Raw genomic sequence first — 12,594 nt, 5'->3', positions numbered from 1 at the left:
GTATGGTCATAAACGCACGACCAAACAACGCACACAGGGACGGAAGCCGGTGGAGACAAATCTGCAGCCGCTCTCGCGGCAGGCGCACACCATGGAAGATCCGCTCAAGGCCACGGTCGAACTCCCCGCGTCGGTCGACGTCCTGGTGGTAGGGCTCGGACCGGTCGGCGCCACGATCGCCAACCTGCTCGGGTGCTATGGCGTCCAGGCGCTCGCGATCGACCGGGCCACAGAGATCTTCATGGCACCACGAGCCATTGTTCTCGATAACGAAGCCCTCCGCATCCTGCAGATGGCCGGCCTGGAGGAACGCGAATTCGACAAGATTGCCATTCCCTATGTCCGGATGAGATGCCCGTACGCAGGGGAATTCGGCAGGATCAACACGCTCGGCGGCATCGACGGCCATCCCAAGTTGGTAACCTTCCACCAGCCGGGCCTTGAGCGCGCGCTGCGGAGACGGCTGGGGGCGCACGGCTCCATTCGCGTAGCACTCGGCGTGACGCTCACCGGCCTCGTCCAAAACGCCGAGTCTGTCACCGCAAGCCTGGAACACGAGGGCGGCGGAAGCTGCGCCGTCACGGCCCGCTACATCGTCGGCGCCGACGGTGCGAGCTCGCACGTGCGCCAGCTCATCGGCGAGGAGTTCGAAGGCAAGACCTTCGCCGAGGATTGGCTGATCGTGGACGCGTGCAAAGCCCCGCGACCGATCGACCATATCGAGTTCCTTTGTGACCACCGGCGGCCGGTGCCTCACATGACCGCCCCCGGCGGACGCGAACGCTGGGAATTCATGCTCCAGCCCGGCGAGACTCGCGAGGAGATGGAATCCGAAGCCCGGATTCGCGAGCTTCTGGCGCCTTGGGCGAGCGCCGAGCAGCTCGTCGTCGAGCGGAAGGCGGTCTACCGTTTCCATGCCAGGGCCGTGAAGGCATTCAGCAGGGGGCGCGTCTTCCTGGCCGGCGACGCGGCGCACATTACGCCCCCCTTCGTCGGACAAGGCTTGGTCGCGGGCCTGCGTGATGCCGCCAATCTCTGCTGGAAGCTCGCCTGGGTGATCCAAGGTCACGCTGAGTCGAGTATCCTGGACAGCTACGACCAGGAGCGGCGCCCGCACGCGAAGGCGATGATCAAACTCGCCAAGGGCATCGGGAAGCTGGTGATGCCGCGCAGCGCCATCATCGCAATCCTGACGCACGGTTTGCTGCGCTTGGCCAGGCTCACTCCCCAACTCCGCGCCTATTTCGACGAACTGGGCATGAAGCCCAAGAACGTATTTCGGCGCGGACTCTTCGTGAAGGGGCGTTCGGGCGCAAAGCTGGTGCGCGGCGCACTCCTCGCACAAGGCTGGGTCCGGGGCGCCGATGGCAACACGACCCTCAGCGACGATGTGTTGGGTCCCGCACTGACCCTGATCGGGTTCGGCCTCGATGCCGAAGCGGAGTTGGACGAGCCCGCATATCGCGCCTTCACGGCCGCCGGCGGCAGGATCGTCCAGATCGCCCATCGCGGCCAACAGCTCCACCTCGTCCGCGAGCACTGCTGGGAAGATTTGGAAGGAGTCTTCCTGCCCAGGAGTGTCCCGTTCGGCTGGGCCGCGATCGTTCGGCCCGACCGCACGATCCTCCATGACGGCCCGGTTGCCGAGGCAAGCCGGCTCGTGCGCGAGAGCCTCGCCCTGCTCGGCACGCCACCGGACTCGTACGCCAATGCCGCCCGCGCAGCCCAGCACTCTGTCGAAAGCCTCTCTCTATGAAGCTAGCCACCCCGCAGCCTGCGCGCCATCCCTCTCCTACGGCGAAGGCGACCGCGCTCGCCTATCTGGTGTTCCAACGCCCTGATTTGGACAGGGCCGAGCAATTCCTGACCGACTTCGGCCTGCGCACAGTCTTGAGGGAAGACGGCCTACTGTTCCTCAGAGGAACCGGGCCGGCTCCATTCTGCTACGTGGTCCGCCAAGCGGAGAAGGCGCGGTTCGTCGGTTTCGGCCTGCAGCTCGACAGCTTGGCGGAGCTGGAAGCGCTCTCCCGGCTGCCGGGCGCTTCCGCCCCTGAGCCGCTTACCTGGCCCGGCGGCGGGCGTCGCGTTCGCCTGACCGATCCTTCGGGCTTTCAGGTCGATGCGGTCTTCGGGCAGTCGTCGGTCGAGGCGCTGCCGCACCGCCCCGCCTTGGCGTTCAATTCCGCCGACACAGTGCTCCGGGTCAACGAGACCCAGCGCCCACCGACAGCACCGGCGGAAATCATCCGGCTCGGCCATGTCGTGCTCGAACTTGCCGACTACCAGGCCACCTGTGCCTGGTACACCCAGCATTTCGGTTTCATCCCGAGCGACGTGCTCGTGCTGCCCGACGGCTCGCCCGCGGTTGCGTTCATGCGCCTCGACCTCGGCAGCGCGCCCGCCGATCACCATACGCTGGCGCTCGCCCAAGGCTTTGCACCGATGTACAGCCACAGCGCCTACGAGCTCGTGGATGCCGATGCCGTCGGCATGGGGCAGCGGATGCTCCGCGACAAGGGATGGAAACACGCCTGGGGCATCGGACGGCACATCCTGGGCAGCCAGATCTTCGACTATTGGCAGGACCCGTGGGGCGACAAGCACGAGCATTACTGCGATGGTGATCTGTTCACTGCGGATCGGCCGACCGGCATACACCCGGTCAGCCGCGAGGGCATGGCGCAGTGGGGCCAGATCATGCCGAGCAGCTTCACCAGGCCGAAGCTCACCGCCGCGAACTTGGCGGCACTGGTGAGCAACCTGCGCCGCAGCCCCGACCTCAGTGTCGCGAAGTTGCGCACGCTCGCGAAACTCTTCGGCTAACGCCGAGATCACCGCTTTCCGCTTCCGGGGACCATTCATGTCAGTAAACGTGCTGCACTTCAGGCACCAGGGTCGCGCCCAGTGGGGCGTTGTTCGCGACAAGCTCATCACGCCAATTCCCGGCGTGTTCGAGACTACGGCCGACTTCATTCGCGCCAACCGCGCCGAGACTTTGGTAGCCTTAGGCCCGGTGATCAATGAAGCCGAGGTCGAGCTGCTGTCGCCGATCACCCAAAACCAGCAGTTCTTGTGCCAGGGGGCGAACTATCGCCAACACATGATCGAGTCGGGTATGAACCCGGACGCGAAGCGCTTCAACATGATCTTCACCAAGGCGCCGGGCTGCATGGCTCCTGCCGACTCCGACCTGGTGCGGCCGCGGCGGGTGCGCTTTCTCGACTACGAGATCGAACTCGGCCTGGTGCTCAAGCGCGACATCACCTCGCGCCAGGCCGTCACCAATGCGAATCTGCATGAATTCATCGCCGGTGCGGTCATCGTCAACGATTACTCTGCTCGCGACATCCAGATCCCTGAGATGCAGTTCTACAAGGGCAAGAGCTTCCGTACCTTTGGTCCGGTCGGCCCGTATCTATGCCTCCTGGAGCCAGGCGACATCCCGAGGCTGCGGCAGCTTGACCTCACGCTGACGGTCAATGGCGCCGTGCGGCAGAAGGATTCGACGGCCAACCTGGTTTACGGCCCGGCCGAGACGCTGAGCGAGCTGTCGGAGGTACAGGACCTCTACGCCGGCGACCTGCTGTCGACCGGCACGCCCTCGGGCTGTGCGCTCAGCATTCCCTCGCCGGCCAAGCAGCGGATCGCGGCGCTGCTGCCGGAAGCAGCCAAGTGGAAGATGTTCATGAAGGTACAGGCAGGCAGAAGCCAGTACCTAAGAGCCGGAGACATCGTGGAAGCGCGCATCGCCAGTGCCGACGGCTCAATCGATCTTGGCGTGCAGCGCAATCGCGTCGTCGACGAGGCGGCATGAGCGGCATCGCAAGCCCGGCGGAGATCCTGGCGATCGAAGCGCAGGGACTGCCGGCGGACCTGCCCGCGAGCACATACGAAATGATCCGCCGCGGCGCGGCCATCGACCCGTCGGCGCCGGCGCTCTCCTTTTTCCTGCGCGCCGAGGACCACCGCGAGGCGGAGTGCTGGACCTACAGCGAACTGCTCCGCGACGTCACCCGCGCCGCGAACATGTTCCTGCGCCTGGGTGTCTCCAAGGACTCAGTGATCGCCTATGTCCTGCCGAACCTGCCGGAGACGCATTTCGTCATCTGGGGCGGCGAGGCCGCGGGCATCGTCTGCGCCATCAACCCGCTGCTCGAAGGCGCTGCCATGTCCGATCTCCTGCATGCCGTTGGCGCCGAGGTCCTTGTGACGCTTGGGCCCTTTCCCGGGACCGACCTGTGGCCGAAGATCCACCCCGTGCTGGAGAGATTGCGGTCGCTACGGCACTTGGTGCTCGTCAATCTGGCAGACCGGGTCCCGGGCCCGAAAGGGCTCGACGCCAAGCTAATGCAGCGCATGGAGACCTCAATACTGCATGGCCGCGCCGGCGTGCGCGGAGCCGTGCCGGCGCATATCGAGGTGCATGATTTCGGTCGGGCAATCGCCCGGGAGGCGGGAAGCAGGTTGAACAGCGGGCGCCATTTCAGCGCCCAGGACTTCTCCTCCTATTTCTGCACCGGCGGCACCACGGGGCTTCCGAAGATCGCCATGAGGTGCCACGGCAACGAGGTGGCGAACGCCTGGAGCGCGGGCCAGTATCTTGGAGAGGGGATCGGACCGGGCAAGACGATGTTCTGCGGCCTACCTCTGTTCCATGTGAACGCCGTGATGGCGACGGGCCTCATTCCGTTCTCGAAGGGCGCACACGTGATCCTGGGCACACCCCAGGGCTATCGCGGCACCGACGTCATCAAGCGCTTCTGGGAAATCGTCGAGCACCATCGGGTCAACTTCTTCAGCGGCGTACCGACGCTATACTCGGCCCTGCTCGAGGTACCGATCGATGGGCACGACCTCGGCTCGCTGGAATACGGGCTGTGCGGCGCGGCGCCGATGCCGATCGAGGTGTTCAACACCTTCGAGGAGTGCACCGGCATCAAGATCCTCGAGGGTTACGGGCTCACCGAGGGCGCCTGCGTCAGCAGCATTAACCCGCCCCGGGGCGAGCGCCGAGTCGGCTCGATCGGCCTGTGCATTCCCTGGCAGGCCATGAAGGCGATCCTGCTCGACGACACCGGCCGATATGTGCGCGACTGCGCCACCGACGAAGCCGGCGTGATAGCGATCTCCGGCCCCAATGTTTTTGCCGGCTATGCCCAGGCGGAGCAGAATGAGGGGCTTTGGCTGGATCTCGGCGACGGCAAGCGTTGGCTCAACACCGGCGATCTGGGGCGCTGTGATGCGGAGGGCTACTTCTGGCTCACCGGCCGCAAGAAGGACCTGATCATCCGCGGTGGCCACAATATCGATCCTGCGGTAATCGAGGAGCCGCTCCATCGCCATGCCGCCGTGCAGATCGCCGCGGCGATCGGACGGCCGGACGCCCATGCTGGCGAACTTCCCGTGGCCTATGTCCAGCTCAAGCCCGGTGCAACAGCTTGCGAGCAGGAATTGATGGCGTTCGTGGGCGAGCGGATCAGCGAGCGCGCGGCGATGCCCAAGCATATTCGCATCGTGGAGGCGATGCCATTGACGGGCGTCGGCAAGATATTCAAACCCGAACTGAAGCGCCGTGAGACGCTCGACGCAATCCGGGCGGCGCTAACCGGAGCCGGCATTCACGATGCCCGCGTTGCGATCGACGCGCGCAAGCCCGATCTCGTGGTGCAGATCGAGCTTCCCGATCCAGAGCTGGAGCCCAAGGCCAAGGCGGTGCTCGGCCGGTTCTCCCACCCCTTCTCAATCACCTGGCACCCACTGCCGTCAAGCGCCCGAGGCTGAGAGAACGGGCGCCAGGCACGGGCCAGCGGCGCCCATTGACAGCAGTTCAGAACCTTATCAGCGCCTCCAGCGCGAACAGATTCATATCGCCCGAGGGGGTGCCCGATACCGTATTAAGCCCGGTCGCCGGGTCGACATGGTTGACCCTGGAGGATGCGAGGGACACGTGCCGGTAGCTGCCGGCAAGCTCGACTTTATCACTCAGCCGATAGCTGAAGCCGGAAGCGAGCCAATAGCGGTCGGCATCCGGCACGCGGAAATCGCGATAGGCATCGACGACCGGCGACTGATCGAACGCGGCGCCGCCACGAATGGTCCATTTCTCGCTGAGCCGATAGCTGCCGCCGAGCGCCGCGAAGGAGGTGTCCCTGTAGCCCTCATGCTGGTTCAAGCCCGGCTGCGCCGGGTTGCCGAAGCCGACCATGAGCGACTCGAACTTGGACCAGTTGGTCCACTTGTAGCTGAAGCTGACGGAAAGCTGCGGCGTCACCTGCTGGGTGATGCCGAACCAGGCCTGGCCCGGCAGCGACAGGTCGGCGTCGAAATCCGTGTTCTGGAAGGCCTTGTTCTGGGCGAGGCCGATCAGGGTGATGGCGCGCAGCGGGGCCGGCATGGCGGCCACGATGTTGGCAATGGCACTCGTCGGCACGGCAAAATCGGCGCGGCCTTGGACCTTGTGCTCGATGCCCGAGCGGTAGGACATGCCGATGGTCGTGCCCTCGAAGGGACGCAATTGGATGCCGGCATTCCAGCCGGTGCCCCAGGAGGTGCCCCGGAGGTCGACGCGGCCGTCATTCGCCATCCGGCCGGCGGTCTGGTTCACGGTCGCAGCATAGGCGCCCGGGCCGACGAGGTTGAATAGGCCGAGTTGATTGAGTTGCACGGGGACAATAGCCCCGAGGTCGAGGGCGTTGGTCAGCTTGGCCTTGACCTTCTGTTCGGAGACACCAGCACCGACCGACAGCCAGTTATTGGCTTTCCAGGCAAAGGACGGGTTGAAGTCGAAGGCTTCGACCTCCGACTTCAGCGCCTGGTAGCGCGCCTGGGAATCGGCACCATAACTGGTGAGCAGACCGAAGGGCACGGTCAGCCCGAGGCCGACCCGGAAATCATCCGCGAGCGCATAGGAAACGAAGCCCGCCGGGACGACCTTGTCTTGCGGGAAATCACGCCCGTCACCACCCTGGATCGTCGGTGCGGTGCCGGCGGGCAGACCGACATTCTCACGGGCACTCGTGATATGCATGCGGGCCTGCGGGAGAACATAGGTCGCCACAGCGCTGTTCTGCAGCCCATCGAAGGCGGTCATGCCTGCGGGGTTGAAGAAGATCGTCGACAAGTCCTCGTTGGCCGAGGCGGCGCCGGCGTCGGCCGAGCCCGTGGAGATCGCGGAGAATTCCTGAAGCGCGAAGGCAGAGGCCCGGGCTTGGTGCGTGGCGAGTGTCGAGACGAGCGCGCCGAGTGTCACGGCGGGACCGAAGCGGCGGTAGTCCACAGGCGGTACCTCCCAATTTTGATTGTTCTTCTCGACGGCGCCGGCGCCGGCAACGCAGCCACGCCGAAGCTCGCCACCGCCTCCCCGCTCCATTTCGGCTGCGACGGGCGGATAATGAATTTGACGTCAATTGTGATTATTTTGTCAACTTTGACTTATTCATCGTGCGCGACCGCGAAACAGCGGGACAAGGGCTCTTGTCCGGGCGTGCCGCGACAGGCGAGGCCGCGCATGTGAATGCGCACCGCCCTGTGCCTTCGCTGATCACCAAGAATTCAGTGGCTTGTCGAGCCGATCGACTCACGCCGATCCTCAGTCCTTCTGAAGGCTTCAGAAGGAGGTTCGGAATCCCGAAGTCGAAGTGATCGATCGCGTTGAGCGGCGCTGGAAGTGGCGTGAGCCCAAGAAGGCGGCGCTGCTGGCGGAGGTGCCGATCCTGCCGCTCGGCGGCTCGCGCGGCAAGTGACAGCTTGGAAATCGGTCTGGTTTTGGGCGAGAGCGACGTGGAGACTGGCCCCACTCCCACTCCTCTCCGCCCCGTTCAGGGCGGAGAGGAGTTCATGGCCAGCCCTGGCCCGGCGATCCCCGGACGCATCAGGTCACCAGCCGCCAGCCGTAGCCGGCATCAGGATCAGCCTCTCGGCATGCCAAGGCTATGCTGGTTGAACCGTCAATTCCTATTGCTCGGGCAATCAACAGACTGGCTGGTATTGCGTCGCCGCGAAGAGTCTGAATTGCTCTCACGATTGGAAGAGGCCGAGCTGGACTCCTGGTGAGAAGAGTCCGAACTGGGCGTAGAAGCGTACGCGGGATAGGTTCCGTAGTAGTATGGATAGGAAGAGTAGTAATTGTTGGTCGTCTCGCTCCGGCTCGACGAGGCGGCGGAGCCGGTGGCAACGCCGACCGCGAAACCGCCCCAATAGTATGCACCATAGCCAGAATGATGCCGGTAAGATGAATCACCATCGTACCGGTACTCGCCGTATCCTCGGTCGCTGCGCCCGTGGCCGTAGTCGTGGCTGTAGTACCCGCGGCCATAGGAACTGCCGCCGCCACGGGAGACATTGATATTCCCGCCAGAATTGCTCACGCTGATGTTGCCGGAGTTGCTTGTGGTGATATTGCCGACGGTACTTTTGGCCGTGACATTGCCGCTGGAGTTCTGGGCAGTGATGTTGCCGAAACTGTTCTTCGCAGTAAGGTTCCCGCCGGAATTCTTCGCGGTGACATTACCACCGGAGTTCGCGACAGCCCGGTTGGCGTTGACGTTGCCGCCGGGTTCCGGGACGCCGCGGTTGGCATTGGCGGCAGGGAAATTCCCTGCGGGACGGGATGCCGCGCTGCCGGCCCCCTGGCCCGGGCCACCGCTCGTGGGGAATTTCGGTGCGCCGCCACCCGTGGGGAGGCTCGGCAAACCACTGCCACCTCCAGGAAAGCCGGGCGGGCCGCCACCCGCGGGGAGGCTTGGGAAGCCACCACCCGTGGGGAGGCTCGGCAAGCCGCCTCCCGGAAAGCTCGGCGGGCCGCCAAACGGCGGACCCATTTGGCCAAAGGCGACGTCCGACGCTGCAGCCGTCAGGGCAAACAGACCGGCCATGGACAACTTGAGATATTTCATCACTTGCCGCCTTCCTTGTCCGGCACAGCAGTCGGGCCGAGCTCAATCTTTTTTGCGTCGGCGGGAGGTTGGAAGGCGAATTCAGAGTCGGGCGAATGGACCTGGGTGTTCCAGCCCGTGAATTCCGCGATGAAATTCGGCTGTCCGGGGAGTAGTCGATAGGTGACGATCATGCGATGCGGTCTAGCCTCGCTACTCTTCTCCACCCACAATTCCAGCTCGACGCCGGCTCTTTGGAAGAAGATCAGGTGCCGGCACTCGACACCGTCGACAGAGGCCGTGCCAACCTGCCAGCCCGCGACAACATCGTTCAGAAGCGATTTGTCGGGAGCGTTGGAAAAAAAGGCGTTCAGCGGAAAATCGATGTTGAGCTTGTCCTGCACCTCGTCAAGAGCCGACGGGATGTCAGCCGGCGCGGCGATGGTCGCGTATTCGTTGGCGTCGGGTGAGAAGATCGATGCCGACTTGCCGTCGTAGAACAGATCATGCGACCCGTCGTCACCGCTCAGCTGAACGGTAAGCCTGTTAGGCCGGCGCACGACGACCTTCATGGTTTGAAAAATATGAAGCGGCTGTCCGGCCTCGTCCAAGTAGACCCTGATGGTCCTTGCCGTCATCGACAGTTCCTTGGCCGAAAGCGTCTTGCCCATCTGCGCGATGGCACTTCCGGCTTCCTCGCTGATCCCCGGTATAACGGGCTGAACCGGGACTGCGGCTCGAGCCGTCGGCAACGCGGCGAAAGCGACGCAAACGCCAAGTGCCGCGACTTGAAGGAGGTGGTGTGCCGTCATGACCGACTTTCGCGGGGTGGCCATCCACGGCGCGGAATTGTGTCGGGCGAGACCGGGCAACCAGGCCGTCAGCGGCGAACATGACCGTGACCGTCGCGTCGGCGGGTTGCCCGCCTGCATCGAAGCTGTCGCGACAACGGCTGCATCTATCTTCATGAGGGTACACTCTCTTCCTAGAATGCGTACTCACGCACGCATAAGACTCCTTGGAGCATCGGGGATGCGGGGCCGACCCTCTGCGGCCTCCCCGATAACAGCGGAGGCGCTGCCCGAACCATCACGACGCCCAAGGAACGATCGTCGCCCTGGATTGCCTAGGCGATGTCAGTGGCCGCCTTGTCCTGGCGGGAGATCCACGTCGCCTACGGCGACGAACTGATGAGCAAAATTGTCAGCGGTCTGCGCCGCGGCGGCGGCCCGCGCGGCGGCAAGGTTCTCCCGCATGCGCACGAGTTCCACTTGGCCCACTTCCGGTATGGCGGCAGCACCCCGCGCCGGCTGTAGCCGCTCGTTCGCCTTCAGACAGCTGAGCGTGCATTGGCGTTTTGCAGACGGATGAAATCCCGACGGGCATCGCGGAGAATGAAAAATCCCCACACCACAAGATAACTGAAGCTCCACCAGCCAAGATATTTGCCCCAGCCCCAGATGATCATTCCGAATCCTGAGAGCGCCAACCCGAGTTTGCCCGTGAAAATATCCTCGAGGACTTCCGCGAGGTCGGATTTCAAATCTCCGCTTTCGTGCAACGCGGCTAGTTCGAGGATGCTATGCTGCATATATCGCCTCGACGCCGCCACCAGGCCGATCGTAGCGGTTATCGAGCCAGACCGCTCAAACAGGTCCCAATTGGCGGAGTTCTGGGCAATCCAGGCGCAAACGACTGGAGGGCAAATGCCCAGAACAACGGCGAGGATGCTTTGCACGGTGCGTTCGCGCTGAGTTCTGAGGCCTGCCTGCAGGGGCAAGCCCGCAGTGCGGGACGGACGTGTCGTCCCCGCGAGTTCCGCTCCCGGCCGATCCCCAATAGCTCTGTTTCCGCAAGCATCAGGGGCGTCGGAAGGATTGCTCCCGCTCCCGCCCGCAGGCCTCGTTTCATTACGAGCGTGATGGCGACCGAACAGCATCAGCGCCATCCGCTGCAATAAATCTCGTCTACGCCGCTGCAATAGACGAGATCTGGCATGTAACATTGTCGCAGCCATTCCAAGAAATCGCCGATCGTACGTTCGACCGCCTCTGGTTGGTCGGCGAGCAGCGTCCCGACCGCGACGCCAATGACGGAATAGACCAGGTAGGCGCGGTGACGAATGACCCATCGGGCGAGGTTGAGGCGCTTCAAGAGGCCTTCTTCAACCCCCCGTGCGGGCGGTGTGCAGGCCCCTTTCATGATGGCCGCGGCTTGCCTTCGCGGCCGTTGCGCAACAGTTGCCGCCGCCGATCGCTTCACGGCCGCTGCGAGCACGGTCAAATACCCTGTCATCTCGACCAACCGCGGCAGGCTGCTGAGGCTGAGCAGGGTCGACAAGACCCCGAATAGCAGCAGACAGACGAGCCGCACGGCCCGCTCCAGATCGAAAGCAGCAGCGGCCGAGCGCGCGATCTCCCGGATCTCGTTGATGCCCGGCGAGATGCTGCGCAGCGTTTCGGATTGAGGAACGATCGACGATCGGTTGGACATGACAATGGCCGAGACAACCACGCCGATGCCCAGAAGCGCGGTGAAGCGGGCCGGAGGGCGCGCCCGGACCTTCGCTCGCAAGGGTCCCGAGCAAGTCCGACCGTTCGCAATCATCGCGCGACGCCTTGGCTCGGCGAAGGGGGCGACGGAATGCAGGCGACGGGGCCCGGCATTCCGAATGGCGGCCCCTGGCATATTCCGGCGGCCGGCGCTCCTTGACCCGTAGGTGACGCAAGGGTGCAGGCCATGCCGGCGCTCTTGCCGGTGCAGGCGGCAAACATGGGCGCAAGTGGACCACCCGCGGTTCCTGGGCTCGATGCGGACGATTGAGTGCCCGGCGCCGACTGCAGGGAAGCGTCCTGCGCCGATGCGCCGCCCGACCCACAGATCGAGACGAGCGCGGACGCGGCAAAAGCCGTGACTGTAGCGATGGACTTCATGGGTTCTTCCGAAGGGACGACGATCTGAGGTGCTAGCAGTGCGTAGGCCTTGGCCCAACGCTTCAAAGCGCTCTGCACTATATGATGCAATATACCTTTTTGCACTTATGTGTGCAATACCTTTTAAGCCCCAATTTGGCGGCGCATCTGCAGCGGGGAGCACCGTCCCATCGCTCGCACGCACATGGACCGCGGGCGAAGCGGCCGCTGTGACTCAGCGAATGCCCAGGGCGATTCGGCTGGCGAGTTCGCCCAAGGCGTCGCTCATCGCCGACACCTCGGCCGCCGCGGTCTTGTCCGCCGACCGGCAGACAATCCGAGCAGTCTGGGTGCCGGACCTGCCGCCGGCCTTGTATCGTAGGCGCCATTGCGCCTCGAGCACGATGGCGCCGTCAGGGTCCGGATCGAAGCGAGGGAGCGTGAGTTCGATCGTCAGCGCTTCGTCGCCTGACAGGGTCCGGCTGGCGGTGGTGCTGGAACCGGCCGGCAGGCGCCCGGCCAAGTCCTCGGCCAGCACCCGCTGCACCATATTGGCCAGCGGCTCGCCCCACCGCTCGTACTCGTCGACGCCAAGCTCGACCGCGTCCGTGCGGCGGACGATCTGCGGCCGGTCGAGATATTTGGGAATCTCCACCGTGGCCACCGACGCTGTCAGCGGCTGGCCCTCGACGGGCGCGCCGGGCACCGAGGCCAGGGTGTAAACCTTTGCCTGCGGTGAGGCGCAAGCGGCGACCATCGTCACGGACGCCATGAGCAGGGCGCGGCGCGGCAGGCATAGCAGAGTCATT

At 64.3% G+C, this 12,594-nt stretch carries 11 protein-coding genes; 5 read left to right on the top strand and 6 right to left on the bottom strand.

Annotated elements, in window-relative coordinates; all coding sequences use genetic code 11:
• Window positions 1-91 precede the first annotated feature (91 nt).
• The 4 genes from IEY58_RS08950 to IEY58_RS08935 are packed head-to-tail and all read left to right on the top strand — an operon-like array spanning window position 92 to window position 5,781.
• Window positions 92-1,756, top strand: a complete 1,665-nt coding sequence (locus IEY58_RS08950; protein WP_189044784.1) for a bifunctional 3-(3-hydroxy-phenyl)propionate/3-hydroxycinnamic acid hydroxylase — start codon at window positions 92-94, stop codon at window positions 1,754-1,756.
• Window positions 1,753-2,823, top strand: coding sequence for a VOC family protein (locus tag IEY58_RS08945; RefSeq protein ID WP_189044782.1), 1,071 nt, complete (start codon window positions 1,753-1,755; stop codon window positions 2,821-2,823). The genes IEY58_RS08950 and IEY58_RS08945 overlap by 4 nt, the downstream gene beginning before the upstream one ends.
• Window positions 2,824-2,860: 37 nt before the next feature.
• Window positions 2,861-3,814 carry a fumarylacetoacetate hydrolase family protein gene (locus IEY58_RS08940; RefSeq protein WP_189044780.1) on the top strand — a complete coding sequence of 318 codons (954 nt, stop codon included), beginning with the start codon at window positions 2,861-2,863 and terminating at the stop codon, window positions 3,812-3,814.
• Window positions 3,811-5,781, top strand: a complete 1,971-nt coding sequence (locus IEY58_RS08935) for an acyl-CoA synthetase (protein ID WP_189044779.1) — start codon at window positions 3,811-3,813, stop codon at window positions 5,779-5,781. Before IEY58_RS08940 ends, IEY58_RS08935 begins: the two co-directional genes overlap by 4 nt.
• 46 nt (window positions 5,782-5,827) lie before the next feature.
• Here IEY58_RS08935 and IEY58_RS08930 read toward each other — a convergent pair whose 3' ends face one another.
• The 3 genes from IEY58_RS08930 to IEY58_RS08920 all read right to left on the bottom strand — a co-directional run bounded on the left by IEY58_RS08930 (window position 5,828) and on the right by IEY58_RS08920 (window position 9,841).
• A complete protein-coding gene (locus IEY58_RS08930) occupies window positions 5,828-7,276 on the bottom strand; it encodes an OmpP1/FadL family transporter (RefSeq protein ID WP_189044777.1) in 1,449 nt (482 codons plus the stop codon).
• A 670-nt stretch (window positions 7,277-7,946) separates the two neighbouring features.
• Complete coding sequence (locus IEY58_RS08925) at window positions 7,947-8,894, bottom strand: DUF4097 family beta strand repeat-containing protein (RefSeq protein WP_189044775.1); 948 nt, start codon at window positions 8,892-8,894, stop codon at window positions 7,947-7,949.
• Window positions 8,894-9,841, bottom strand: coding sequence for a DUF2092 domain-containing protein (locus tag IEY58_RS08920; RefSeq protein ID WP_229743596.1), 948 nt, complete (start codon window positions 9,839-9,841; stop codon window positions 8,894-8,896). Before IEY58_RS08920 ends, IEY58_RS08925 begins: the two co-directional genes overlap by 1 nt.
• Before the next feature lie 165 nt (window positions 9,842-10,006).
• Here IEY58_RS08920 and IEY58_RS08915 point away from each other — a divergent pair, with 165 nt between their 5' ends.
• The gene (locus IEY58_RS08915; protein ID WP_189044773.1) at window positions 10,007-10,189 is read left to right on the top strand and encodes a hypothetical protein; all 183 of its coding nucleotides are present in this window, start codon (window positions 10,007-10,009) and stop codon (window positions 10,187-10,189) included.
• A 14-nt stretch (window positions 10,190-10,203) separates the two neighbouring features.
• On the opposite strand, the gene IEY58_RS08910 is transcribed toward IEY58_RS08915, so the two are convergent.
• From IEY58_RS08910 to IEY58_RS08900, 3 genes are all read right to left on the bottom strand, one after another.
• Window positions 10,204-10,821 carry a hypothetical protein gene (locus tag IEY58_RS08910; protein ID WP_189044771.1) on the bottom strand — a complete coding sequence of 206 codons (618 nt, stop codon included), beginning with the start codon at window positions 10,819-10,821 and terminating at the stop codon, window positions 10,204-10,206.
• Window positions 10,812-11,480: a hypothetical protein gene (locus IEY58_RS08905; protein WP_189044769.1), complete on the bottom strand. Its 669-nt coding sequence runs from the start codon at window positions 11,478-11,480 to the stop codon at window positions 10,812-10,814. The genes IEY58_RS08910 and IEY58_RS08905 overlap by 10 nt, the downstream gene beginning before the upstream one ends.
• A 540-nt stretch (window positions 11,481-12,020) precedes the next feature.
• Window positions 12,021-12,593, bottom strand: coding sequence for a PqiC family protein (locus IEY58_RS08900; protein ID WP_189044768.1), 573 nt, complete (start codon window positions 12,591-12,593; stop codon window positions 12,021-12,023).
• Between the last annotated feature and the right edge of the window lies 1 nt (window position 12,594).

This window comes from Aliidongia dinghuensis, assembly GCF_014643535.1.
In the GTDB taxonomy this organism is placed as follows: Bacteria; Pseudomonadota; Alphaproteobacteria; order ATCC43930; family CGMCC-115725; genus Aliidongia; species Aliidongia dinghuensis.
The sequence above is the reverse complement of the archived record's forward strand: the minus strand, read 5'-3'. Positions and strand labels throughout refer to the sequence as shown.

Bases quoted from the DNA above. Each gene is read 5' to 3' on its own strand.
- IEY58_RS08950 (WP_189044784.1), top strand. From the start codon at position 92: ATGGAAGATCCGCTCAAGGCCACGGTCGAACTCCCCGCGTCGGTCGAC.
- IEY58_RS08945 (WP_189044782.1), top strand. From the start codon at position 1,753: ATGAAGCTAGCCACCCCGCAGCCTGCGCGCCATCCCTCTCCTACGGCG.
- IEY58_RS08940 (WP_189044780.1), top strand. From the start codon at position 2,861: ATGTCAGTAAACGTGCTGCACTTCAGGCACCAGGGTCGCGCCCAGTGG.
- IEY58_RS08935 (WP_189044779.1), top strand. From the start codon at position 3,811: ATGAGCGGCATCGCAAGCCCGGCGGAGATCCTGGCGATCGAAGCGCAG.
- IEY58_RS08925 (WP_189044775.1), bottom strand. From the start codon at position 8,894: ATGAAATATCTCAAGTTGTCCATGGCCGGTCTGTTTGCCCTGACGGCT.
- IEY58_RS08920 (WP_229743596.1), bottom strand. From the start codon at position 9,841: ATGAAGATAGATGCAGCCGTTGTCGCGACAGCTTCGATGCAGGCGGGC.
- IEY58_RS08915 (WP_189044773.1), top strand. From the start codon at position 10,007: ATGTCAGTGGCCGCCTTGTCCTGGCGGGAGATCCACGTCGCCTACGGC.
- IEY58_RS08910 (WP_189044771.1), bottom strand. From the start codon at position 10,821: ATGGCGCTGATGCTGTTCGGTCGCCATCACGCTCGTAATGAAACGAGG.
- IEY58_RS08905 (WP_189044769.1), bottom strand. From the start codon at position 11,480: ATGATTGCGAACGGTCGGACTTGCTCGGGACCCTTGCGAGCGAAGGTC.
- IEY58_RS08900 (WP_189044768.1), bottom strand. From the start codon at position 12,593: ATGACTCTGCTATGCCTGCCGCGCCGCGCCCTGCTCATGGCGTCCGTG.